Source organism: Streptomyces sp. NPDC054883, assembly GCF_053610645.1.
The window spans coordinates 69,150-94,145 of record NZ_JBSGYT010000014.1; the positions used below are offsets into that span (position 1 = coordinate 69,150).

Annotated in this window: 14 protein-coding genes; 3 read left to right on the plus strand and 11 right to left on the minus strand. The window is 65.7% G+C overall.

The window, feature by feature from the left end:
• Positions 1 to 137: 137 nt before the first annotated feature.
• Complete coding sequence (locus ACWGH1_RS13450; protein ID WP_453351451.1) at positions 138 to 2,216, minus strand: ATP-dependent DNA helicase; 2,079 nt, start codon at positions 2,214 to 2,216, stop codon at positions 138 to 140.
• A gap of 797 nt (positions 2,217 to 3,013) precedes the next feature.
• Here ACWGH1_RS13450 and ACWGH1_RS13455 point away from each other — a divergent pair.
• Positions 3,014 to 4,261 carry a hypothetical protein gene (locus tag ACWGH1_RS13455; RefSeq protein WP_453351450.1) on the plus strand — a complete coding sequence of 416 codons (1,248 nt, stop codon included), beginning with the start codon at positions 3,014 to 3,016 and terminating at the stop codon, positions 4,259 to 4,261.
• A 581-nt stretch (positions 4,262 to 4,842) separates the two neighbouring features.
• On the opposite strand, the gene ACWGH1_RS13460 is transcribed toward ACWGH1_RS13455, so the two are convergent.
• From ACWGH1_RS13460 to ACWGH1_RS13495, 8 genes are all read right to left on the minus strand, one after another.
• Entirely contained in the window at positions 4,843 to 8,211 is a 3,369-nt protein-coding gene (locus ACWGH1_RS13460; protein WP_453351449.1) for a phage baseplate protein, read from the minus strand.
• Positions 8,212 to 8,213: 2 nt separating this feature from the next.
• Positions 8,214 to 9,524, minus strand: a complete 1,311-nt coding sequence (locus ACWGH1_RS13465; RefSeq protein ID WP_453351448.1) for a hypothetical protein — start codon at positions 9,522 to 9,524, stop codon at positions 8,214 to 8,216.
• 10 nt (positions 9,525 to 9,534) lie between these two features.
• Entirely contained in the window at positions 9,535 to 11,148 is a 1,614-nt protein-coding gene (locus tag ACWGH1_RS13470; protein WP_453351447.1) for a hypothetical protein, read from the minus strand.
• A 176-nt stretch (positions 11,149 to 11,324) separates the two neighbouring features.
• On the minus strand, positions 11,325 to 12,086 hold the full coding sequence (locus ACWGH1_RS13475; protein ID WP_453351446.1) for a hypothetical protein: 762 nt from the start codon (positions 12,084 to 12,086) through the stop codon (positions 11,325 to 11,327).
• Between the two features lie 9 nt (positions 12,087 to 12,095).
• Positions 12,096 to 16,283, minus strand: coding sequence for a poly-gamma-glutamate hydrolase family protein (locus ACWGH1_RS13480; RefSeq protein WP_453351445.1), 4,188 nt, complete (start codon positions 16,281 to 16,283; stop codon positions 12,096 to 12,098).
• Between the two features lie 71 nt (positions 16,284 to 16,354).
• Entirely contained in the window at positions 16,355 to 17,692 is a 1,338-nt protein-coding gene (locus ACWGH1_RS13485; RefSeq protein ID WP_453351444.1) for a DUF7297 family protein, read from the minus strand.
• Positions 17,692 to 19,536, minus strand: a complete 1,845-nt coding sequence (locus ACWGH1_RS13490; protein ID WP_453351443.1) for a baseplate J/gp47 family protein — start codon at positions 19,534 to 19,536, stop codon at positions 17,692 to 17,694. The genes ACWGH1_RS13485 and ACWGH1_RS13490 overlap by 1 nt, the downstream gene beginning before the upstream one ends.
• A gap of 40 nt (positions 19,537 to 19,576) precedes the next feature.
• Entirely contained in the window at positions 19,577 to 20,008 is a 432-nt protein-coding gene (locus ACWGH1_RS13495; protein WP_453351442.1) for a hypothetical protein, read from the minus strand.
• Between the two features lie 140 nt (positions 20,009 to 20,148).
• Between ACWGH1_RS13495 and ACWGH1_RS13500 the strand changes: the two genes are divergently transcribed.
• Positions 20,149 to 20,961, plus strand: coding sequence for a ParA family protein (locus tag ACWGH1_RS13500; protein ID WP_453351441.1), 813 nt, complete (start codon positions 20,149 to 20,151; stop codon positions 20,959 to 20,961).
• The gene (locus ACWGH1_RS13505; protein WP_453351440.1) at positions 20,961 to 21,872 is read left to right on the plus strand and encodes a hypothetical protein; all 912 of its coding nucleotides are present in this window, start codon (positions 20,961 to 20,963) and stop codon (positions 21,870 to 21,872) included. The genes ACWGH1_RS13500 and ACWGH1_RS13505 overlap by 1 nt, the downstream gene beginning before the upstream one ends.
• 34 nt (positions 21,873 to 21,906) lie before the next feature.
• Here ACWGH1_RS13505 and ACWGH1_RS13510 read toward each other — a convergent pair whose 3' ends face one another.
• Together ACWGH1_RS13510 and ACWGH1_RS13515 are read right to left on the minus strand one after the other, a co-directional pair.
• On the minus strand, positions 21,907 to 22,518 hold the full coding sequence (locus tag ACWGH1_RS13510) for a hypothetical protein (RefSeq protein WP_453351439.1): 612 nt from the start codon (positions 22,516 to 22,518) through the stop codon (positions 21,907 to 21,909).
• Positions 22,518 to 24,992, minus strand: coding sequence for an NlpC/P60 family protein (locus tag ACWGH1_RS13515; RefSeq protein ID WP_453351438.1), 2,475 nt, complete (start codon positions 24,990 to 24,992; stop codon positions 22,518 to 22,520). Before ACWGH1_RS13515 ends, ACWGH1_RS13510 begins: the two co-directional genes overlap by 1 nt.
• Positions 24,993 to 24,996: the final 4 nt, after the last annotated feature.

Here is a 24,996-nt window from a genome sequence, read left to right on the forward strand (position 1 = left end):
GTGCTCCTGGTTTTCTGGCGGGTGTCTATCTTGGCGTGACACCCAATTTACCTTAACTTCAAGGTAAATGGCAAAGAATCCGGGAAAATAAAATCGGCCCGGAGGCAGGCTCCGGGCCGAGGGGTGGGTGGGGCTGGTCAGGCGGTGGCCTTCATGGCAGGCGAGCCCTCCCACGCGTCGAAGAACGTCTTCACGTCCGGCAGAGCCGTTGTGGCCCCCGCGTTGGGCAGGGCGCGGACGATGCCCTTGCCGTACGGCTTGCTGGAGAGTCGGGAGTCGAGGATGGCGACGACGCCCCAGTCGTTGACGCTACGAATGAGTCGTCCGAAGGCCTGTTCCAGGACCAGCGTCATCTCGGGGACGGCCAGGTCGTAGAACGGGTTGCCGCCGCGCGCCCTGCAGGCGTTGGCCCGGGCCTCGTTGATGGGGTCGTTCGGTACGGCGAAGGGGAGCTTGTCGACGACGACCAGGCGGCAGGTCCGGCCGGGGAAGTCCATGCCGGTCATGAAGCTGCGCAGGCCGAAGAGAACGGAGTCCTCCTCGGCCCTGAACCGTTCCGCGATCTCTCGGTTCGTGCGGTCCTTGCCCTGCACGTAGCAGGTGATCCCCTGGGCTTCCAGGCGGGTGCCGATCGTCCTGTAGGCCTCGTCCATGGCCTTGCGGCTGGTGTAAAGCAGCATGGCGCCGCCGCCTGCCTGACTCACGAGATGCATGGTCGCCTCGGGTGCCCACGTGGCCCACGCGGCCCGGGTATCTCCTGCGGGCGCGGGCACGGAACTGTCGGGCACGTAGAGCAGCGCCTGCTTCGGATAGTCGAAGGGGCTGCCGACGTCCAGTGTGTCTGCGTCCTCCAAGCCGAGGGTCCTCGCGACGTAGCTGAACCTGTTGGCTCCCGTACCCGCGCTGAGGGTCGCCGACATGAGCACCGCAGGGACTTCGTTCCACAGCTCCTCTCGAAGGTAGGGGCCGACCTGGATGGGGGCGGTCTGGATGACCCAGCGCGTGCCGCCAGCGCGGGACCGGTCGCCGTACAGCTCGGCCCAGCGCACGACGGCGGTCGCGTCGGCGCCGACGACCTCCTTGAAGTTGTCCACGAAGTTCGTGCCGGTGGTGACGAGCAGCTGCTGCGTCGTGCTCTGCTTCTCGGTGTCACCGCGCTTGGCCTTGGTACGGACCAGCTTGGTGACCATGCGGTCCAGCTCAGTCAGGAGGTTCTCGAAGAGGGCGAAGTGCTCGACGATGAACTCGGTGTCGATGGCGACCTTCTCCTCATCGCCCAGCTTCTGCGCGATGAGGACGCCCAGCGAGTCGAGCTTGCCGAGGATGACGTCCTGCAGGTCTTGGGCCCCGGCCTCGTCTCCTCCGTGGAGGTTGAGGTAGGTGACGGCCTGGTCCAGGAACTTCATCAGGCCGCCCTGCTTGATGCTGAACCCGAGGTGAGCGGTCGCGGTCGCTTCGAGTTCGTGGGCTTCGTCCACGATCAGGCCGTCGTAGTCGTCGAGGATGACGTGCTTGCCCTGGCCGGTCTCGGAGGTCTCGCGGATCTGCTTGAAGAGCTTGAGATCGGTCATCACGATCGCCGTGTTCGTGACGACGATGTTCGCGTCACGCGCATCCTCCTTGTGCCGGATGCCGAAACACTTCGCGGCCAGGGGGCACTTCTGCTTGCCGGGGCACTCGTCGGAGGTCGATGAGAGGAGGGGCCACTCCGCGCGCTGGTCCAGGGCGGTGACCACGTCGTCCTTGTCCCCGGTGTGGCAGTAGTCGCCGTTCTTGTCGGGGGCGATCTCCTCCAGCAGCTCGTCCAGACGCTCCACCTGAGGTCGCTCGGCCAGCTTGGCCAAGCACAGGAAGTTGGAGATGCCCTTGAGAGGGGCCCAGGTGAAGCGGACGCCCGACTTGGCGAGGACGTCCTCCAGGAACGGAAGGTCCTTCCGCAGGTACTGGTTCATCAGCGCAATGGTGGATGTCGCGACAACATACCGTCCGCCCCCGCCCCCAGTCTGGGCCCGCAGGATGGCGGGGATCATCGCGGCCAGCGACTTTCCGGTCCCCGTTCCCGCCTGGGCGAGGAGGTGCTTGCGCGTGGTCGCGTCGAACACGCCCTCAATGGCACTCGCCAGCAACTCCTGCTGCGGGCGGCGCCGGTAGCCCGACATCTGTTCGGCGATTACCTCCTGGACGGCCAGGAAGGTGCTGGGTGCAGTGGTCGTCATCGACGGGCCCCTTGACATGTGGTGTGGCGGTCTACTTGGCGGTGATCAGGAGGCTACGCCCACCCTTGCACCGGTGTCACCCCCACGCTTGCGCCCGGGAGGTCCCAAGTGTGGCCGGTTCATCGGGCCGAACAGACGGATCGTCAGATTCCTGATCATTTGCGCACAAAATGGCTACTGGCTCGATCGGGCGACACGCCGATCCGGAGCCTGTGCCTCCCGGGGCGACACACCGGCGACTCCCATATCGCCCTCGGATGAGGTTGAATGGCCCCCGGACCGATACCCGCCACTCCTGGTCCACCACCACGCACAGCCCCGGGCATTGGCATGCCCGCCGCCAAGGGAGCACAGCCATGACCGGCACGTAAAACGAGAGGAGGGGCGCCCGGACCCGCCACAGGTCCCGCGCCCCTCGCCGCTGATACAGCGGTCTATCTCGGCCCCGCCTGGGGCCTGGCCCTCCTCAAAGGGCCCTTCGCTGATCGCCATACCGCCAAGCAGGCGTCAGCGGATCAAGGGAAGCCCTATCCCGCCAGAGACGGACTTCCCGCCGGGCAACGCGACCTATTCGGTCTGACCATCGCCCTCACGTTGGTTGGACCACCCCTACTTGAGAAAGGGCGCCAGCAACCGTGCTGGACCATTCTACGGGCCCCGCCCCCGTGCCGCATGACAGCTGTGATGGAAATCTCGACAAACTTGCTGCAACCAAATCCCAGTCGCTGAGGTCGTCTTCGGAACTTGATCTTCCGCAGAAGCACTGGGCCCGCCGATTCCCGGGACTGTCCCGGCGCATGTCGCTCCTCATTATCGAGGGCGACACCGACCAGCGCTACGGCACCAGCACCCCGAGCAGCGGAAAGACCGAGAAGTCCCGCCACCGCCACGCAGTCACCGCCGCTGTTGCGACTGCCTGCCGTCGCTATGGGTGGACGCGCCAGCAGTTCTCCGAAGTCATGCTCGACTGGCCCTCCAGGGCCGGTGACCACGCACGGAGCATGAAGGCCCGCAAGGCCATCGACTACATCGAGCGGGTCTGGGAGCGGGCCGAGGATCTGGTCGCCAAGCAGGACATCATCACCTCGCGGCCCGACGCCGTCATCGACTTGATCAGCCTCCGCGACCACATCGGCAGCCATGCCTGGCGTGGTACCGCAGCTTCCACCGCCCTGCGTGTTCTCATGGCCCACTGGCGGGCGGCGATGAAGGCGGGCGGGCGGGTCTACACCCTGTCCTACCGTGAAGCCGCCGAATCCGCTGGCTGCCAGGTGCGCACCGCCTACCTCGCCACCCAGCGGCTGCAGGACTGGCTGGAACTCCTCGACTCGGGCTCGGGCGACAAGGGATCCACTTGGAGGCTGCTAGACGGTTCTCAGGAGCGACACACCCCCAGGGGGGCGCAGCCTAGGGGGGCATCATCGAATGTGTCAGAGCTGAGAAACGGTGAGCTGGACGGCAGCGTCGTCGAACGGCTGATGTCCCTCGACGCCTTCGCTCACCGGGGACTTGGGGCCAGCAGCCTCAAGCTCTTGGCCGCCCTGTCCCTGCGGGACGGGCAGAGTGCTGCCGAGCTGACCGAGTCCGCAATGGTCAGCTCGGCAACCGCCTACCGGCACCTGGCGCGCCTCAGCGAGCATGACCTGGTCACCAAGACCGATAGCCTCTGGGAACTCACCGCGACAGCCTCAGAGGCCCTCACAGGGGCCTGGGGCGGCTGGAACGACGTGGCTGCCTCAGTGGGTACCTACGGGACGTCCTGGCGCCGTCAGCAGGCGCACAGGGACCAGCGTGCGGTCTGGCAGGGCATGGTCCTCCCCCGGATTCGAGAGCGCCGGATGCCCGACGTCACGCCGATCCGTGGTGACGAACCGCAGGCCCAATGGGTGAGTGACGAAAGGGCTGTTGACCCGGTGACCGGCGAGATCATCCAGGATCTGGTGGTTGCGACCGACGGCAGACTCCTCCTCGTACAGGACGAACTCAGTTACGACGAACTCCGCCAGCGAGCCAGGGAAGCGGAACTCGCCTACCTCGCGGCCTGATTCGCCACTGCAGCTCCCGCCTCTGCATGCCGACACCTTGATTTCCACAGCCTTCCACCCCTGTGACGACCCCTTGCTGGCCGGATCTGCCACCTGATGCGACCACCGGGGAGCCCGAGGAGCACTTTCACCCCCGTAGCCCAGACAGCACGGGCTGTGCATTCTCAGCTCTGACACATTCGATGATGCCCCCCTAGGCTGCGCCCCCCTGGAAGTGTGTCGCTCCTGAGAACCGGACATCCTGAGCAAGATGACGGATCTGAACCGGCACACCTACAACGGACGCCGTGGGCAATCAACAAGGCGGCTCGACCAGACAGTGAGCAGCGCACGCCCGTCCGCCGAGCGGGACGCGCGCATCGAGGAGGCGAGGAGGGCTAGTTCGGCCGTCCCACAAGTGCCTGGCGCCCTAACACACCGCCCGTGAGGACCCAGGATTTGCCCTGGGCCTCACAGACGTCTCCGACCCTTTGACGTGTCATGTCCATGACCGTAGGTTCTTTGGTCCTCGGCTGGTTAGACATCCCTTGAGCTAGCGAACCATTTAGATGGCCGCGAACTGGATACGCCAAGGCCTGGATCTACGGCACACGCGAGTCGATGGTTGTCAGCGTCACGGTTCGAGCAGATGTCGTCCCTCCGGAGAAGGCGTACGCGAACTTTGCGGCGCCGGAACTCAACCAGACGGCCAAGCCCTGCGGCTCGCGGTTCGTGAGAGTCGGGTGGGTGGTGATCTGAGTCCGCTGGACAACCTTGCCGGTGCGCCAGTCCAGGATGGTGATGTAGGTGTTGTCGGCTCCGACGACCCCTTCCAGCGTGTAGAGGTAGTTCCCCCACGTCGTGCTGCCCTGGTAGAGGCCGATCGTCTTTCCATCCGGCGAGGTGGCGTTGGCCCGCTGGTCCACCATCGCCAGCGGGGCCGTATCTCCAGCCTTGAATGCTTCGAGGTCGTACAGGTAGTAGCGGTATCCAGAAGACGGGTCCGGGTACATACGCCGCACCACGATGCGGCTGTAGGCAGGGTCGATCGCCACGGAGAGGTTGTGGCTTGCTGCCGTACCGAAGGGGCGGTAGGTGGTTGCGATTGTCCGTCCGTCCAGCACGGTCTGATTCTGGAAGCGGACCCGCCCGAGTGCGCGGGCGAAGCCGTCCTCGGAGTCGCACCCGATCCAGAGCCACAGCCCGCTGCTGTCCCTCTCGGCCGCCACACTGAGGCCGTGTCCGGATGCCTTCACCCACATGACACCCAGGACTTGCCGGGTGGACATCGACATGCGGGTGATGGCGATGTCACCTGCGGCGTTTCGATCGGCGCCCGAGACCGGGGCGCTCTCTCCCGGCAGCTGTACTCCGCCGGGGATGACCTGCGCGAAATAGATCTCGTTGGTCTGTCCGTCAACGGACAGACCCTGGATCGGATTGGACGGGTGGTAGGTCGTGCCGTCGGTGAACACGGTGGTGTGCCCGCTGGTCAGCTCGACGCGCGGCGTGGGAGCAGACAGCACCGAGCGGGGGCGGATGATGACTTGTCCCAGCTGTGGTGTGGATGCGGAAGCGTTGAGGTCGAGGGTGATCTTGAGGTACTGCATGCCAGTGGGGAGCGGGAAGCGGTTGCGGCCCCAGGTCTGCGCCCAGGAGGCTGCCGTAGGAGCGGGCGGCTGCCAGGTCATGGGCACAGGGGTCCAAGTGGCGTTGTCGGGAGACACAGCCACGGTGATCTCGCTCGCGTGGCCGTAGGCCCCGGTTGAGGAGTAGGTGTAGGCGTGCAGAAGCAAGTCCTTCATCTCCACCATGGAGTAGACAACCGAGCCCGGACCCGCAGCGTTGCGCCTGATTCGGGTGAGGTCGCCGCCCTTCGAGCCGTCGGGGTCACCGGTTTCCAGTATGAGATTCGGGTCGTGCGAGATGGTCTTCGACCAGTCGGTCAGCTCGTCGAACGTCGATCCGTCCAGTAGGTAGATCAGGCCGAGACTGTCCAGTGCTGACAGCAGCGACAGGAGTGCCCCCCGGCCAGGGGTCGATATCGTGAGACCGCTGGTGCTGATGAGCGGCTGGAACGTGCCTGGGGCGCCGTAGCACCCCAGGGTGCTGGAGCCGCCAGCGACGACCGCGTCCTGGACCACACCGAGGTATCGAGGGGCCACGACGTCGCCGAGAAGAGCGACGATCTGGTCCTCGGTGACCCAGCTGAGGTCGAGCTGCCCTCGTCCCATCGTGATGATTTCTGGGGATGCGGTCAGACTGTCGGAGATCTGCACTTCGGTGTCGGCGGCAGCCACGGCACCACTTCCCAGGGCCACCGTGTTGATGGAGCCAGGGGCAACCACCGTGTTGGGGCCGACCGCCACCTGACTACTGCCCGGAGCGTTCGACTGGACTCCGACCGCGACGGAACCGGCTCCGGCCGAGGCCCACTTGCCGATGGATACGGCGTTTGGGCCGCCAGCACTCTCGCCGAGCAGCGTCGCGTCCTCGCCTCCAGGTCCGGATTGCGAGCCCACCGCCGAAGACCCCTTCCCCTGGATGGGTTCCGGCATCGGCAGCCGGGGGAGGGAGGCCCCGAGCTTCCAGGCGTACAGGGTGATGTACCTGATGGGGGCCGGGGCGTTCGTGGAGAAACCCAGGACCAGCCTGGGGCCGTCCGGCCCGTAATCGATCGTCAACGCCTCGGGCTCGCGATTGCTCAGCTCGACGCCGATATTGACGAAGCGGGTCTCTATCACCTTGCCGGTGCGGATGTCCGTGACGGTGATCCAGGCGTCTCCTGGGGGCGGGTTCTCCGTGGAGTAGGTGTGGCCTTCCCAGCGGTAGAGGTAGTACCCGTACAGGCAGAAGTTCTGGAAGCTTCCCGTCACGGTCTGCGGCATTGGGAACTCGTACAGAGGGGTGAAGACGTTGTTCTTGAAGTCGGTCAGGTTGTAGACGGCGCAGCTGACGTTCCGCTGCGAGGTGAGGTCCGCCCAGCACACGAAGATGCGCTGGTTGGGGAGGTCCACGTTGTGGAACAGGCGCCGGATCCCGCTCGGCTTGGGGTTGAACTTCTGCACGGCAGCGTTGCTGGAGTCCAGGACCAGCTGGTCGACCCACTTCACCCGCCCCACCTTGCGGGCGTAGCCGAAGACACCGTCCGGCGTCGCATCGGCCTCGATCCAGAGCCAGGTATCCGTGCCGACAGGCTCTGCGGACAGAGCTACACCATGGCCCGCACCGCGTACGAACATGACCCCCTGCTGAGTCCCATCGCGGCGCATACGGGTGATGGCGATGTCACCGCGCAGCGACCGGTCGGACAGGGATACAGGCGCGGTCTCGTCGGGCAGCTGGGTGTTGTGTTTGATGATTTGGGTGGCGAAGACCCAGTCGTTGACGGTATCGAAAGCCACTTGCTGATGTGAGCCGGTCTGGGTGAGGGCGACTTCCGGCAGGATCCGTACAGGCCGGTCTGCCGACAAGGCGCCAAGCCAGGTCTGTCCGGGGTAGATGGTCGCCGGTGAGGAAGGCGCGATTGCCGTCGAGTTCGGGGCAGCTCCACTGTGAGTGTGGAAGCGAAGGCCGTCCATGACTTGCCACTGGGCGCGGCCCGCTCGGGAGAGGGAGAGCAAGGCGCTGCCGTCGATCCCGGCTGCGGAACCCACACGCAGGGGGTCCTGAGTCCTCATGACGGTTGAGGGGGCGGGCGCCATGTCGACCGCAGCCCGGGTGAAGGTTGCGCCGCCCGGAAGGAGAGCGTGCACCGTCACCCGAAGAGGCCGGTCAGACCACAGGTTGATGACGGCAGGGTCGATGAGGATCGGCCACGACTGGGGGGCGGTGTCATGTGGGTCGAGGTAGATCGGTTCATCGATCGGGGTGCCGGTGTCTGGATTGAGCAGAGTGACCTCGGCGTAGGAATACGGGGCACCGGAAGAGTTGACGAGAGGCAGATAGAGGTGGCAGCGGTCCATCATCATCCTCAGGCGGTCGGCAGTATCGGGTCGTTGGGGTAGGGCTGGTGGACTATGTATCGCCACCTGCTGGGGCCGCTGGAGGGGCTGGAGAACCCCAGCTCTGCTGCCGTGCTGCCCTGCGTGAGGCCGGTCAGGCTTGCGGTCTGGGTGCCGTTGACCAGCAGCCGGTAGGACGTTGGCGCGTTGTGAAGTACGACCTCGTCGCCATCGGCAAGGGGGGCAGTGAAGGTGGCCAGGATGCTGGGCACCCCTGCTGTGTATCGGGTGACACCGGTGGATGTGACGATGAAGTAGTTGCTGGCGTCCTGGCGCCGGAACACGAGGCCTGCTTGTGCCTGGCAGGCCGCCCAGCGGGTGCAGATCAGGCCGTGGGGTGCCTGGACGATGAAGGTGGCGGTCGAGGAGGCGGCAAGCAGCAGACCGTCCTTATCGATCGTTGCCGTGCCTGTGACCATCCAGCTCTCTCCCGACGGCAGGAGAGTCGGGGTGTGCGAGGCGGCAGACGGGGGCTGGACGGCAGTCACGCCCTGGTCGTAGTAGAAGAGGTCACCACTGGCAGGCTGCAGGGCCGTCCAGCCGTACAAATAGTTCCGCTCGTTCCGGTTGTCATAGCCTCCGTAGTTCCCCGAAGTCGGCAGACTGCCGAACGTGCTGGTGTCGGTGGTCCCATTCGCCAGGCGTTTGTAGGCGCGGGGGGAGCGGAAGGTGTAGCACCTCTTGCCGTCCAGGATGCACACCACGTTGGAGCCAAAGGTGGCCACGTAGGCAGTGTGGGCGAACCCGTCCCACACGTCGGGTGCGACAGCGAGGGGAGAGGAATCGGCGATCTCCGTGTCCCAGGGGCCCACCGCCGATGCGGTGGTGATGCGCATGCCGATCGTCTTGTTCTGCGCGTTGAAGGCGATGTACGCCCGGATGCTGCTCGCCGACCAGCTGACGGTGCCGGGGTGACGTACCGCAAGAGCGAAGTCACCGGGTCCCCATGTGTACTGCGGCGCCCGCGTCTGGCCCGGATTCGTCAGAGGTGTGCCGAGCGCGAGACATGCGAATTCGACTGCGAAACTCCCTCGGTTGTCCCCGGTGTTGCGCAGGGCCCCAAGGCCGTCGGGCGATCCCTTGAAAGCGGCGTAGGCGCCCTGTCGGTGCTGATCGATCACCCATCGAGCGTCGCCGCCTTGGGGCCCGAGAAGGGCGGCGTACACGTAAGGGACCGGCGAATAGTCAGGGGTGCCCAGAGTCCCGTTGCCGGGGTTGTCGCGGTAGAAGGCGTCGATCGGCCCTGCTGCGGCCTGGCTGGGTACTGAGGTGAGCGGCACGAATCCTCCGTCACGAAGTGGTGTTGTTGGTGATCAGCCCGAGGCCAGCTAGGGCGCCGAGGAGGTTGCGCAGAGCCAGGACGCCGCCGTCTGAGCCGGTGACTACCGGCTTGGTGGTACCTTCGGCACCGAAGAATCCGATCCGCGAGGTCGGATCGCTGCCGAGATTGACAGCCGCCGATGCGTACAGACGGCCACCGACCACGACCGCGCGGTTGGGTGTTCCGGCCGCGCCGAGCAAGATCTGTCCGGCGGCGGTCGTGGCGGCGCCGCCACCGATGGCCATCGAGTTCGTGTGTGCGGCCGCGACGTAGGCGCTGGCGCCGATGGCGGCGCTGCCCGGAGCCAGCGCCTGTGCTCCAGAGCCCAGCGCGATGCCGTTCGTGGCTGCAGAGCCCACGTAGGCGCTGGCGCCGATGGCGACGCTGTCCGACGCGTACGCCTGCGCCTTCCACCCGATCGCTATGGAATTGATTGCATCGGCGTACGCGTCAGCACCGATGGCGGTCCACTTTCCGAATGCGGCCGTGCCCTTCGCTCGCGCCCCGATGGCTATGGCGCTGTCAGCTGGTGCCAACGTGTCGACGCCGACCGCCAGGGCGCTGTTCGCCGTGGCGCGGCTGTTGCATCCGAAGGCGGTCGAGTTCACGCCCGAGCCGACGGCGCTCGCGCCGACAGCTACAGCCCCGATGCCCGAGGCAGCGCTGCCCGTGCCGAGCAGGACCGAGTTCGTGCCTGCTCCGGGGTGGTCGTGCGGGGGCACTTGGCCGCCGTACTCAGCGCGTAGGCGCGTAACCCACATTTCGTGACCTACGGTTCCGGCGAAGGTAGAAGCGCCAGTGAACTCCACGGTCATCGATTGATAGGTGCCCGCCGCGATGGGGAACCTGTAGAAGCCCCACGGTCTCGTGGTGGCCAGGGTCTGCAGGATGGTCTTGACGCCGCCCTGGTTGGTGATGGCGATGGTGACGCTCTCGCTCTGGACGAGGTTCGCGCACAGCCAAAGCGATACCGCGCCAGCTTCCAGGAGTGTGAACCCGGGTGATTGAAGGATGAGGGAGCCTGCGTTGCCGGTGTGGGTAACGTGCAGTGAGCGGAGCAGGTTCTGCTCCCCGGGGACGGCCTCACTGTAGTTCCGCGTGGTGTTCACGGCCTGAGAAAACGACCAGCCTGCCGGATCCTGCCCCTGAGAGAACGCCTCATTGATGACCGTGACCCTGGGCGTGATGCCCGAGTTCAGGGGCGGTGGCCCCCAGACCGCCTGACCGGGCTGGTCACCGGCGAGGAGTACGTTGCCGGGAACCTGGTCACCGGTGATGAAGAGGGGGCTGTCGGTCCTGGCGGTTTCCTCGGGCGGCGGGGGCGCGTCGAGGTAGACGAGGATGTCGGAGTGCTGCTCGTGCTGGACGAGGATCGACACGCGAGTGGGGGTGTCGAGCCAGAAGTCGATGACGCCGTTCGTGGCGATGTGTGGATTTTCCAGCTGTTCCGACCCGGTCGGTCCTGCATACAGGGGCTGGCCGAGCTTCACCGACAGGCCCGCTTCGCGTACAAGCACGCGCGCGCCATAGATCAGGTCGCCACGCTCTCCGGTGATCGGCCGCATGATGTGTGCTCGCGCCACTGCACCCTCCCTCTCTCACCCCTTTCAGGGGCTGTGGGGGGAGGGTGCACAGCATCACGGCTCGAAGAGCGATGTTGGGCTGAGGTAAAACTGTCCCATGGGCATGGGACAGTTTTCGTGAGAGCGGGAGCCGCCAAAACTGTCCCATGGGCATGGGACAGTTTTGGGGCCCTGCCTCATACCGGGTCCGGAACCGACGGGACGTAGGGCGCCAGGGGCTGGGTGTAGAGCTGCCCCGAGTTGGTGACCGCCAGGACGAAGGGCGATCCGTTCGGACTGTGCAGCACGGTCGTCCCCGGGATCTCCACGAGGTTCGTCGCGGTGCCGAGCATGATCTGCTCAGGCCGTGTGGCCTCCGCCCCCGCACCGATGGCGCCGCTCCGGTTGTAAGCCGCCCGTGCCCCCGCTCCTACCGCAATTGCCTGTGTTCCCGCCGACAGGGCCGATTCACCGACGGCGATGCCTCCGGTCTCGGTGGCTTCGGCTCGCGATCCGCCTGCGACCGCGCCAGCAGCCGATGCCAGGGTCTCGGTTCCCAGAGCTGTCGCGTGGTCCCCTGAGGCTGACGCCGAGTTCCCGAGGCTGGTGCCGCCGGGGCCAGCTGCCAGGGCACTCATGCCGACCTGCGTGGATCCGGCCCCGCTGCCGACGTGGGTCGAATCGGAGTTGACGGCCAGGACGTCGATGTTGTCCCACAGCTCCTCCGGGGCCCCGGAGACCGTGACGCCGATCTGGAGGCGGATCGGGGTGTCGAGGAAGAAGTCGACCTCGCCGTTGGTGATGTTCCATGGGTTCGTTCGCGTCAGCCCCCCGCTCGCCTCGACGTAGATGGTCTGCGGGATGGGGTCGGTTCCGCCCTGGATGAGGAGTCTGATCTGGGCCTGGTCGACCTGGTTTCCCATCCGGTCGGTCAGCGGGCGATTGAAGTGGGCGCGCACAAATGCTCCCTAGCGGTTGAGTACGAATGCGGTCGGCAGGACATGACGTACTGAGGTCGGCGGGTTGCCCTCGTCCGTGCCTTCGACCACGGCGGTGGGGAGGGTGATGCCGGGCAGCGGCAGGGTCGGCGGCATGTTCTGCTGCATCCACTGCCGAGAGGCGAGCCACCATTCCTGCGGAATCGGGTGATGCCAGCCCCGGAACAGGGGGTCGGCGTCGGTCGGTGGGTACCAGTCGGCCAGGGATGACGGCGCCCCGGCCGCTTGCAGGGTGTCCTGGTACGGCACGGCGCCGGAGAGCGTGGAGTACCAGGGGCGCAGGACTACGGAGGACACCGACGTGTTCGCGGCGTAGGACGTCACCCGCCACCGCAGCTGAGTTCCGTTCGTTCGGTCGATGGCCGGAAGCTCGGGGAAGAGGAGCGCGCCCCGAGGATTGTTCCTGATTCCGATCAGTTCGTGCCAAGCGACGCCGCCGTCTCGCGACACTTCCCAGACGAGCGGGTCGTTGAAGATCGAGAGGTTGTCGACCATCCACTGGCCGGTGCCTGCCCGGCCCTGCTGGATGAGGCGGACGCGCACGTCGTAGATGTTGTCGAGATCCCAGTCCTGCGTGACGTCGGCCCAGCTTCCGGTGCTCTGGACTTGCCCCCACGTCTTGGTGCCCTCACCTCCGACGGACTCCCAGGTCGTGGCGGCGCCGGGGTTCCTGCCGTGGACTGTTACTCCGACGTACCACTCGACGACCTGGGCCGCCTCGATCTCCTGAATCGCCTCCGCGATGACACGGCCATCGCCGTTGACCAGCTGCAGCAGCAATGGCTGTGCCAGCGCACCCTCGGTGTAGACGCGGGCAGCTGCGTACAGACGTCCGCCAGGAGCGGGCTGGACAGGCCGCAGAGACTCGATCCCTCCGTTGTCCGCTTCGGAGGTCGCATTCTCGATCTCCCACCACAGCGGTCGGTTGGGCAGCGGGTTCGAGGCCTCGATGTCACCCCAGGTGGCGAACTGCGCTTCCAGCGCACCCCAGGAGGACAGGGCGTGGCCCCGGACGACTTCGGCCATGCGCCCGATGGATGCCGCGTAACGCTCGGACGGAGCGATGGTGGCGTCGCCGACAGGCTTCCACGAGTGAAGGGAGGGGTCGTCGAAGTCGGGGTCGGCGACGAGCTGCTTGGGGTCCGAGGTTTGGGCGGCGAACTGCAAGCCCACGACCCGGCGCTTGGAGATGAAGGTCTTCGACGTCACAGTGGTGCCTGTCCAGGGCGGCTGCTCGGTCGTCACCAGCGCCTCACCGGTGTGCCTCCAGCCGCCAGGCGTGTCGTTGGAGAAGGCGGAGAGGAACTCGGTGCTGTGGAACAGCTCGATGTACTGCTCGGTGTCGCGTTCTGCGACGGGGTCGGCCATGTAGGCGAGGACTTCGCTCAGGGCCGCCGTGTAGGCGACCTTCGTGTCCATGGCCATGTCGACGCGGTGGTAGCGGTGCACGCCGGTGCTGGAGAAACGCGGCGCACGCGTCGCGGGCAGCGGCATGTACGGGAACCGCTGCCCCGACCTGCGAAGCACCTGCGCGTCGAGCGGATCGGGGGCGTACAGGGCCTCCGTGGGGAGGTACGGGCCTGATTGCCGGGGCGTGGTGTTGATTCGGGCTGCATCGACGTACTGGTAGACCGCCCCCTGGGCTGTTGCCACTCGGGCGCCGACAGGTGCTGCTGTAGACGTGTCGGCGCCCGAGATGGTCACCCCAGGGCGAGACAGATTGCTGTCCGGCGGAAAGACTTTTGCTGCCACCACCGGTGATGCCTGGCTGGGTGTGAGCAACATGGGCTGCAGGTTGGTGATCTCAAGCTTGAGATGCTTGGCTTTGACCGGCCGAAACTTGAGGAGCCCCTTGCGGAGGGTGAAATCACCTGGAATCGGAGTCCAGACGATGTCATCGTGCGCCACGGCCGGGCCGCCGATCAGCCCCCACGGGCACACCGATTCCAGGCCTGTCGTGATCAGACTGGCGTCCATGCGAAGGACCGCGCTCGCGCTGGTGTGGGAAAGAGGGTCTATCCCGTGCCCGGGAGACAGTGCGTAGCCCGCCGGGTCGTCCCAGTACGCGTCGATGGTGGCGATGTCCTCAGCTCTGCCCCGAGCGAGGAACAGACTCCGCAGACGAAGCCCGCCGCCCCCGGCGGAGAAGGAGCCCCCGAGACGCATTACAGCAGGGGGTGTCGATTCGACCAGGTAGGCCTGCTCCTGGCTGCGCTCCTCCCAGGGAGTGCGGAGGGTCAATGTGGATCCGTCGTACGCGACCGCCAGGGGGAAGGCCGCATTGACCCCGAACGGGACCGGCAACAGCTCAACCTCGCGTTCACCGAAACGCGCAATGAGTGCACCCGCGCGGATGGAGACCGTGAATTGACCTGCGTCCAGGACAGTCCGCTGTCCGGCCTCTGTGGAATCGACCTGCGGGTGCACAATCATTGCGAGGAGGAAGGGGTCGGCGGGGTCGAATGCCATGGCGCGGTTGTCGATGTCGAGGTGGGAGCCCTCGTCGTCGAAGAGAACCCCCTCCGCATCGGTCTGCGGCAAGGCGGCTGCAGGCCGCACCAGCGGGGCCGCAAGGGGAGTGTCGATCGGTGCGAACCGGCCGGGACTGGCCAGCTTGTCCGTGTAGTACAAGTTGACCGAGGGGCCGGATGTGACCGGGTCCAGGTAAAGGCGATCCACGACCTGCGGTTCGCCCTCAGATGTGCGCAGGTCCAGGTGCAGGCTGACGACGGCGTTCGGGACAGGCTGCGGCGCGCACCGCCATACGCCCCGCGCCGGGGGAAGCAGGTTCGCGGCGCGATTGCGTCGCACCACGTACTCCACCTGGGACCCGAGAAGGTCGGTAGATCCGGCGATGGGCACCGTGTGGTCCTGGTCCGCCTGCGGCAGCCAAGGCAGATCGTCGGGCGACGCCACCCGGTAGGAGACCTGGGCGTCCTTCACGCCGAGCGAGTACGGCACGGCCTGCCCGTCCGCCCCGCGCGGTGCGGACGACGAGGGCAGCCTGGTCATGACGATCCGGAACCGGCTGGCTTTCACCGGCACGACATCGACCAGTTGCGCCATCCAGTGACCCGACCCGAAGTGCTGGGGGTGCAATCTGCCATCATCAGCGACGCCCGTCGGAATGATTGCAGGCAGCGAGTCCATGATGCTGATCTGCACAGGCGAGGCCGTACGCGCCTGCTGCAACGGATGCCAGACCCCGTCACGGTCCCGGTACTGCACCCATGCGCGCTGGGGGAACCGGGCCAGTGCGAAGGCGACCCGGTTGATGGGGCGCTCGGAGGACAGCGAGAACTCGAATACCTCCCGGAGCGGGTCTCCGTTCAGGCGTGGGGGGCTGGACCAGAAGCGTTCGTTGTTCCCCCCGGCCTGGCGGGCGTTGCGAAGCCGCAATGCGTCCTTGACCGCATCCATGGGCATGCCGTCGACAGTCAATGGTGCAAGCGGAGGAATGCCGTAGTCACCAGACACGGCCCCCGTCCCCTGGACGGGGCGCGCAATGCGGCCCCGCCAGGCGGCCCCCGTGGACTTCCCGGGAACGTCCAGGCCGTTGAGCGCACTCTGCACGGCGGTCATGTAGGCGTAGAAGGCGCCGGTTCTGGGCCCGCTCTCGCGGCCGGTCCGGGTGAAGTCTGTGAAAAAGCTCTGCCGCAGCCCAAGGGTGAGTTCGAGCTGCACGCCCATGGAGCGTGCACCTCGATTGCAGATGTTCGCCGGATCGGAGCCCTCAATGCCGGAGGTCGCCGCCATGACGGTGAACCCAGCCTGCTCCAGCGAGGCCCGAATGCGGGCGCCGGTGTCGGTGTCGAGTCCGCCCAGGTAGGTCACGGGGTCGGTGCCGTCCGCGCCGTGCCAGGAGATCACGAAGTCGGAAGCTGCGACCAGGTCGAGTGCCTGCGGTTCATCGTAGTTGGTCGAGGTGATGTGGAGATCGGAGTTCCCCGAGGCCATCATCGCGTCGAATGCGTAGTACCTCGATGTCGAGGCGGCGAGGTAGTCGGCAATCTCCGTGGTGCCACGCTCAATGCCACCACCGTGGATCGCAATCTGGCACAGGCGGGAGCCCGGGGGCTTCCTGATGAGGAGCCGGTAGTCCACGCCGATCTGACGGGCCGCAGCCAGGGCCGCGTAGGTCGGGTACAAATCGGCCATGCTGCTCCTCCGGCGGCTCTTGTGGTGCCCTTACGCCCCTTGGCGACACCAGAACCACGGCGAACAGCAAGTCACTCCGTGGGCAGGACCATGCGGCGATCACCGCTGTAAGGGTTCGCGATGAGGACGCCATCCGAGCTGGCTCGGGCCGCCTGGATCAGCAGGGGGTCCATTGCGCCGAGCGCAGCACTGTAGGCGGTGCTTGAGCCGTCACGCCAAACCACCACCTGATCCAGCTGGTCGAATGCCTGGTCCGGAATGGGCCCAGGCTCCGTGAAGTCCTCGTCCGCCCCGGGGGCGAACGAGTAGGAGCGGCACGTCGGCATCTGTGAGCCGTATGACCACTCGTCGCCCAACTTCGTGACCAGAGGAGGTCTCGGTAGCACGCGAGGAGAGCCCGGGTCCACGCCGTCGGCCTCCTGCTGAGGGGACAGCGGATACGGAGAAGTACCCAAAGGCACGCTGCCAGGAGTGACACGCGTGGCGATCTCCCAGTGTTCGCTGTCGCCGTACACGGCTGAGATCGCCCGAGGGTGGAGAGCCGACACGCCTTGCGTGTCGACGGTGAGGAGCATGTGCGCGGGCTTGAGTCGCGCCAGCACCCGCACCAGCGCCTGCTCGTCGCTCGCCCTCTGCACCCGCCCCTCCGCCGTCACCGGGTAGTCCCGGTGGACCCGAACCAGCAGCTCGCTGCGGGAGAGCGTGCCCGATCGGCCAAAAAATGGGACGCCCTCCAGCACGCCCCAGATTTCCCCCTCGTATGCGCTCCAGTTCGCGCCCTCCATCCATTCCCAGTCGTGTCCGGCCTCATCCGGGTCGGCGGCGGCCTCGATCAGGGCCCACGACTCGAAGACATCGACCTCTGCGCCCGACACGGCCTCGGCGGCGGCTTTCAGCCCCGGCAGCGTGCCACCTTGCGCAATTGCCGCCGCGAGCGAGGTCATGCGGTCGCGGAAGGAGGCGTCGGCAGCCTCCACGCTCTCCCATTCGGCGGCCGTTGCGGTCGCGGTCTCCATGGGGTTGATCGGCAGCTGTTCCGCGTCGGTGCGCGTCGCGCCGAACAGCGGCCCGTAGAACCGGTCGAGGTCGAAGAAGCGGGCCCCTGCTGCGGAGAGACTCTGCAATTGCGCAAGGAGGAGCCGCTTGCGGAGCTGTCCGACGCCGGACTCCCCGAGCACCGCCTGCATGAGTCGCACCAGGTGCGAGGTGGGGCGGAGGTCGTACACCTCCTCCGGGAAGTGCCGCAATTGCTCTGCGATTGCGACGTCAGCCACCAGCAATCCAGTGCCGCTCGCCAGGGACGCTGCCTGAGGCACGGTGATATCAGCCTGGAGAGGCATGAGCCCGTCCGGGAGCAGGCTGCTGCCATAAACCCCGGAGCCCTGGTGGAGGAAGTTGTCGCGCGGCATCAGAGGACCCCGAAACTGTTGCGGGCCAGCGTCTTGAAGACGACCGCTCCGAGCACCGGCAGTTCGTCGTCCCGGAAGTAGATGTCCCTGGCCCGGCCGGTTGACGGCTCCACGTAGGAGACGAGGGCGGGCGAGTCCGGAGCGCCGTTCGGGGTGATCTGCTGGACCCCGACGATCGACGCATTCGGGTTGGCGGGGCTGTATCCGATCACGTCACCGCCGTGCAGCAGCCGTACGTTGTCGACCCCGGGGACCTGGTGGACGACATTGAGGACGTCAGAGATCTGCACGTTCGAGTTGAAGCCCATCCGGTTCAGGAAGTCGCTCAAGCTCGTACGGATTGCGTCTTGGACGGAAGCGACCGCACCCGTGGAAGATGCCGTATACATCACCCCGAGGCTGAATCGCAGCCACCGCTGCTTCGCCTGGTGGACCTGAGCATCGATTCCAACCAGCCGCCACCGGCTGATGGCGTCCTGCACTGCCCCGGGGACCTCATTGTAGGTGTAATCCCCAGCCCCGCCGACGGAGAACGCACTGCCGTCCGGCGGCAGGTAGTTCCGGTGCCACTCCAGGCCGAACCGGCTGCGGGGGGTCCAGCCGTTGACCGTGTCCTCGTGAACGGTCGTGTAGGCGTAGACGACACCCCCCGACGTACTGCCGAGCGGGTTGGTTCGGCTGGCCAGTCCGTACGTCGTCCCATTGATCGTTAGCGAGGCAGGCACACTGAGGATCGGGCCGAACGGAAGGGGCACCCAGACGTTGTTGGGCTCCGGCCGCGTCTGGTCGGCGCGCAGCCAAGACTCGGTATACATGTCCAAGGTCGGGACGGTCTGCCACCGCCTGGACTGACGGAAGACGAGACTCGCCTGCGCGGCTTGGGCCCGGGACCCGCCGGTGAAGACGTCGACCCTGTTCGTGATGTTGTTTGAAGGCTGATTGCGACTGACCTGAGGCAGGTACTCGTAGTCCACCGTGAGCAGTTGGCCAGGGGCAGGGAACGCCTCGGAAAGCTTGGCGATCTGCGGCGGGTTCGTCGGTATCCAGGTGTAGTCGTAGTCCTGAATCAGGGGCTTCCCATCGGACGTCACCAGATGCACAGGAGAGGAGTAGATGAACTGCGCATCGGAGATCTGCGCCACCACGTTCCCGCTGACCGGCACCTGCAAGATCTCCGACCGGGTACGCGACGCCCCGACCACGGTGGCCGCGTAGCAGTCCGTATCGTCGAGCGCGACGCCCAGATACATCTGCTCCGTGCCTGCCAGGCTACGGAAGGCGGTCCGCTTCCACCGCTCGCGCAACTCCTTGTCTGTCTCCCGGGAAGCACCGCCGGTCAGTGCGGCAGTGTTGACCACCGAATTGACCCCCTGGATGGGAGAGGTGATCTGGGTCGCGCTGCCCGCACCCAGGTTGCCTTCGGCCCCCGCCGACACCGCCTGAACCGGAATGGTGACGGACGTGGACCCCGGCATGAGCGTGCCTCCGGTGACCGTCTGCACGACCAGAGACGGATCGGCGGCCGACGAGATCTCCGTACCGACGGGGATGAAGACGGTCGGGGCCAGGTCCCCACTCCGGCTGAACGTCACTGCCCCCGCAGCCCGGCGGGCGGGGATCCGCGCGATCCCGAACAGCTGGGTGAAAGAGTCCAGGTCGGCATCGATCTTGCTGTCGACGTCGTACGCGTAGGACAGCAGATGCTGCTCCAAATACGCGTCGGAGAGACTCGCCGCGTAAGCGTCGAGCATCTTCCGAACTGTCGTGCCGATCGACGTATCCAGCTCAGGATCGGACACCTGCAAGGCATCACGCATCTGAGTGACGATGTCCTCTCGGGACACACCCATCTCTACTCCCTCGTCGACTCTCGAATGCGTGCGATCACAGGTCGACCGTCCGCACGATCCTGACGGTGGCCCCCGACTGCGTCCGGATCGCGACCGTCACTTTCAGCACGTCGTAGGTGATGGCCGTACTGATGGACTGCACCTGCTGCACCACGTCCTGATGGCTGTATCGAGCACGCGCGCCGGAGAGCGCATCAGCGGCAATGCCCGCCTGTTGCGCCGCCACGTACTGCTGGACGACACGAACGACCTCAGAGCGGACCAGCATCTCCAGCTCGGCCGTCAACGGCTCACCGATATACGCGTTCAACACGGACCCGTACTCAGGGTGGTAGGGGTCATGTCCGTACGGCTCCGCCAGCGCCAGTGCCAGATCCTGCCGGATTCGCGCGGCCCCGGTGATCTGTCGGTAGCCACCATCGCCCAGCGCGAGGTCCCCTCCAACCAATGCCAATGCCTTCATCATCCACCTCCTGCCCTTTCCGTGACCCTGGACTGGGGTGGAACACGAGCAGCCGGGTCAAAACACCCCGTGCTTCACCTCCCAGGGGAGGCGATACGGCAAGATGTGGGGCACAACAGCCCGCCAACGGAAGGAACGGAGCGATGAACCTAGACACGCTCCCCCGCCAGAAGCTCAAAGAGATCTACGGTCAAACCCTCTCAGCGGACCAGATTCGAGCCTGGATCGACGAGAACGGCTGCCTCGTCATCGGCGTCGGCATGCTCAAGGGAGGGGCGGGCAAGACAACCTCGGTCATCTACCTCGCCCTTTACCTGGCGATCATCCTGGGCCTCAAAGTTGCCGTCATCGACACAGACGACAACTCCCAAAGCGTGGACAAATGGTACGGCGTCCGAGAGAGGCGAAACGAGGACGTCCCCTTCGACCTTGTCGTCTTCGACCCGAAGGACGAGGAGGGGCCGGGCCTCGATGACATGATCACCGACCTCATCACTCAGGGGTACCAGGCAGTCCTGGTAGACATCGGCGGTTCGGGCAAGGAGATGTTCTGGCCCGTAGGCAGCATGGCGCACCTCATGCTGGTCACCCTGAAACCGGCGGGCATCGAGTCCGATCGCGTCAGCGCCACGGTCCGGCAAGCGGTAAAGGGCGCCAAGGTCAACCCCAGGTCGATGCCGGTGTTCGTCACTCTCGTCGACTGTGACAGGCGCACGTCCCTTCCGGAGGAGCAGTCGGCAGCCATCAGCGCCATGCTGTCGCTGCTTCCTCAAGTAGAGGAGAGTGTTGCCCAGGTGATCCAGATCTCGGAAGCGTTCCAGATCAGCGGTGCGACCCACTACCCGCGCCTGTGGCAGGACACTCCCAAGCGAGCCCAACTCGACGAGTTCGGACGCCTCTTCCGGCACATGATGTTCACCCTCGTCAACGGGGCGCCCGTGGGGGTAGACGCCTGATGGGTCAGCGACTGAACACGACCTCAAAGTCTTCCAAGGAAACAGCAGCACAGAAGCGTGCGAGGATTGCAGCAGAGGCCGCAGCGGGCTCGGTGGACAATTCCTCCCGCCGGGGCGAGAGTGACGACGATGGCGCTCCCGACCCGGAGCCCACAAACTTCGACAGCGGCACCCTCGTGCCACACCAAGGGGAGACTCGGTCCGAGCCTCTAGTGGGGCCTGTGCAGACGCTGGCCGAAAGGCTGGCAGTGGAGGCTGACCCCTTCTCCTACGTGCCAGCGCCAGCGGACGCGAATGATCTGGACCACGCGGCGCATGCAGCCAGGCAGATCACCAGGGCAGATCGGGGCGCCCGAGAGAATTTCGGTTACCTGCAGCGCCGCTACACCATGATCGTTGGCCGGTGGCTGTCCGAGGTAGCGGAGCGCAAAAGCTACAAGGCTGTTGGCCACAAGAGCGTGGAGAAGTTTGCCGAGTCTCTCGGCATCGACCGCAAGGAGTACTACCGGTTCATCGAGGGCTTCCTCGTCTTCGACGCTCTTGGGAACATGGTCGAGGAACCACTCGGCATCAACACGATCGAGCAGTTGGCGATCACCGTCAGGAGGAACCCGGAAGAGGCGCGCCTGCAGTTCGCCAAGATGAAGGAGGAGGGCAGGGTCAGCGCGGCCGGTGCGAAGGCGGTCCGCAAGCTGCTGTGGGGGGGTGAGGGGAAAGCCATCGAGCGAGCGAAGCCCGCACCGAAGGAGCTGCCCCCCGCAATCGACCGGCTGCAGGCGGCGAAAGCCGAGGGGCGGATCGACCTTGACCTCTTGAAGGAAGTGGCCAGCAACGATCCTGACTCTGCCCTGGCCTACATCGAAGAGATGCGGGAGCGCCTCGACGCTGCCGAAGAGCTAGTCAAGAAGTGATCTTGAAAACTGTCCCATGCGCATGGGACAGTTTTCACACCGCTTGAATTCTGGCTCGCAAGGATGTCAGGTCGATCCACGTGGGTGTGTATGCCTGGGAGACCTGGGTGATGACCTGGCCGTCCGGGAGTATTGAGCCTCGTACATACCCCACCGAGCCGCCAGGCAGGTGGCTGCCCAGGATGACGTTGGCGCGGTAAGGCGTGGGAAGCCCTGGGGGCAGTGAGGCGACAGTCAGGTTCTGGCCGATGGTGGGAACCGTGCCACTGTAGATCACCCCGGAGAGTTCGATCCAGCCCTCTGCCGTCGCTCGGGCGCAAGGCGTCGGATCGCCGGTGGAGGCCGAGGCTACCCAGCCGTTGGACAGGGTCAACGGCTCCCATGGGGAAGTCACGGCAGGGATCGGTGTCTGCTTCCCGAACCCGGCTATGAACGCGCACAGGGTCCAACTGGAGAGAGTCCGGTCGACCAACCACACCTGCCCTACCTGGGGCCGGACCCCTACGCGGTGAACGGCCGTCGAGACATCGAGCATCCCGCCTTCGGTGTCTACGCAGCGCGCGACGGTGCGGGCCGGGTCGATTTCCCGGATGGTGACCTGCTTGACGGTCCAGCCGATGCCGTAGGTTGCCGCACTGGAGATCATCAGGCTCCACCTGCCACAGGCAGCCCGAGAAGCTTGCTTCCCGTACCGCTGAGACGCGCGGGAGCCGCAATCTGGACGGACGTGGAGAATCCGCCGTCTTTGCCGAAGCGGAAGGTGTGTGTGACGGTCGTGACGTACGCCTGGAAGTTGAACTCGGGTATCTGGATGAGCATCCCGGGGTACAGCTCCGGCATGAACGTCAGCGGGATGGACGCCGAGTACTGGTAGGCGAACTGCCGCATGAAGAGGAAGATCGCCGCGAAGAACTGTGCTTTGGGGCCGACGAGCCCAGGAAGCTGCTGGTAATCAGGTCGGGCGCCGAACCTTCCCTTGATCCAATCGGCGTAGCTCTTTGCATCCCTGTCTGTCAGGGTGATGCCGAAAAGCGCCTTCCACACCCCCGGGAAGTCGATGGTCACGACGCCGTTGGTGAAGGCTGCCATCTGCGCGAGGACACTCTCTCCGACAGAGTTCTGTACGGTGCCCGTCGCCGGATCGAACAGGTTGGTCGTCTGCGGCGACGTCACCACGAACTGGTGGGTGACCATGTAGTCGTCCGACCAGCTGACCTCGAAGTCCTGGACCTCGATCGGCTCGATGACCATCTTGGCGGCAGTGCCCCACATGCCGTAATAGTCCGGATACCAGGCGATCAGGTCCCCGTTGGGCGCGCTGGAGAAGCTGCGCATCGTGCTGTTGAAAATGTTTTTCAGATAGGGCAGCAGCGGCTGATCGTTGAGGAGCGCGCGGGGGCCCGCCAAGGCCTGCGCCATCAGGTAGTTCGGGTCGTTCTCGGCGGTGCTGATGGGTAGCCACGCGTTGTCGCCGAACATTTTGTCGAATGGGTCGTTGGGGTTGTAGCCGGGCGCATCGGCACCGGTCACAAGCTGGACGCCGGGGTCCTTCGGGTTGGGCAGGCCGACGTCGCCACCGCCGGTGAAGATGACGCTTCCGGCGCCGGTGGTGTACGCGATGCGGGGAAGGAAGCCGCCGTAGTCCCAGTAGCTCGTCGGCATAGGCGGATTGACTCCGACATCATGTGGCTTCGCACCCCGCCGATGGGCGCCGACGGTGTTCTTGCCGTCGCCGAGGGACATCTCCACATGGTGGACGGAGTCGATCGAGCCGCCCTTGAAGACCAGCGCCCCCGGGGTGGCCAGCGCCTTCTCGACGGGAACGAGCTGGCAGAAGCGGGCCTGGTCGGATGCCACGCGCGGCATATCGTAGAGACTGCCCATCGCCCGCAGGTACATGGCCTGAACGAAGCTGCTGCAGTCCAGGCCCGGAGGCGGCTCCGCGTGGAGGATGTCCATCTGCGTGCCGCCGTACTGCTGCGTGTACGGGATGTTCGGGTACTTGGTGCAAAAATTCACCGCAAGCTGGGCAAGAGCCAGGCCGCTGGAAGTGCCCTGCGGGCGAGAGTTCAGGCTGCTCGCCCCGCCGCCGCCCTTCTCCAAGTCCCGGACCATGGCGGTCGCGGGCCCCTCATGCGCGGCATACGCCCGGGGGAACGCGCTCCGCTGAACGTTCTGCGCTGCTTGCCACAGTTCCATGCGGTCGCGGCCGTTCAGCTTGAACAGCTCTTCGTAAAACTTCCGGGACGCGTACTCCGGATTCATGATCTGTTCACGGGTGCCCCAGCCCGCGCTGGGCCGTTGCTGGAAGAGGCCGAGCGAGTCGCGGTCGCCGTGGTCCAGGTTGACCAGGGTGGATTCCTGCATCGCCGTCATGAGGGCGATGATGCAGTCGCGGGTGCTGGCGCCCATCTGCTTGCCTACCGAGAAGATCGTGGCAGCATTCCGCTTCTGCTCCGAACTGTTGAAACCGCCATACGTGCCGGTGAGGGCGCTGGCGTCGGCGCCGCCCTGGCCGACGGAGGCCGTGCCAAGGGCGTCGAAGAGGGTATGGGCAATCTCGTCAGCGTTGTGCAGCTCGGCGTCGATCTGCTTGGCGAGAGCCTCCACGACGGCGAACCAGCCACCGGGGATGCGGGCGATGTGGGCCTTCGACTCTGGCCAGCCGACGACCTTTTTCAAGATGGTGAGGACGACGTTGGTCATGCCACCGTCGGAGATGCCGGAGTCCTTGCCCGCGTCGGTCAGGGCCTGGCGGATCATGGCCTGGGACGCCTCCGCGTGCGAGTCCCAGTACCAGTACTGCAGCCGCTTGAGGGAACAGGAGGAGGTGAGGTGGACGACGCGCGGCCAAGCCGTCAGCAGCGGGACCTTGTTCAGGTAGCCGGTGTAGACCTGGACCCACTTGAGACGCTTCATCTGCACCGAGATGCGGTCGTTTGGCGTGAGCACGCCATCGTACTTGCGCCGGGCGTTCTGCAGCGAGAACTGAAAACTGCTTACACCATCTGAACGTCTAACCATCGAACCATCGACAAGGTCGTCTGAGACGTCGATGATGCCGTGTTTCGATGTGGCGATGTAGACCTTCACGCCTGGCGCGAGGACGAAGTTCGGCACGGAT

What these genes read in the sequence shown, in the direction of transcription:
- ACWGH1_RS13455 (WP_453351450.1), top strand. Translation starts at nt 3,014, where the DNA reads ATGTCGCTCCTCATTATCGAGGGCGACACCGACCAGCGCTACGGCACC.
- ACWGH1_RS13505 (WP_453351440.1), top strand. Translation starts at nt 20,961, where the DNA reads ATGGGTCAGCGACTGAACACGACCTCAAAGTCTTCCAAGGAAACAGCA.
- ACWGH1_RS13500 (WP_453351441.1), top strand. Translation starts at nt 20,149, where the DNA reads ATGAACCTAGACACGCTCCCCCGCCAGAAGCTCAAAGAGATCTACGGT.
- ACWGH1_RS13510 (WP_453351439.1), bottom strand. Translation starts at nt 22,518, where the DNA reads ATGATCTCCAGTGCGGCAACCTACGGCATCGGCTGGACCGTCAAGCAG.
- ACWGH1_RS13460 (WP_453351449.1), bottom strand. Translation starts at nt 8,211, where the DNA reads ATGATGATGGACCGCTGCCACCTCTATCTGCCTCTCGTCAACTCTTCC.
- ACWGH1_RS13485 (WP_453351444.1), bottom strand. Translation starts at nt 17,692, where the DNA reads ATGCCGCGCGACAACTTCCTCCACCAGGGCTCCGGGGTTTATGGCAGC.
- ACWGH1_RS13495 (WP_453351442.1), bottom strand. Translation starts at nt 20,008, where the DNA reads ATGATGAAGGCATTGGCATTGGTTGGAGGGGACCTCGCGCTGGGCGAT.
- ACWGH1_RS13480 (WP_453351445.1), bottom strand. Translation starts at nt 16,283, where the DNA reads ATGGCCGATTTGTACCCGACCTACGCGGCCCTGGCTGCGGCCCGTCAG.
- ACWGH1_RS13450 (WP_453351451.1), bottom strand. Translation starts at nt 2,216, where the DNA reads ATGACGACCACTGCACCCAGCACCTTCCTGGCCGTCCAGGAGGTAATC.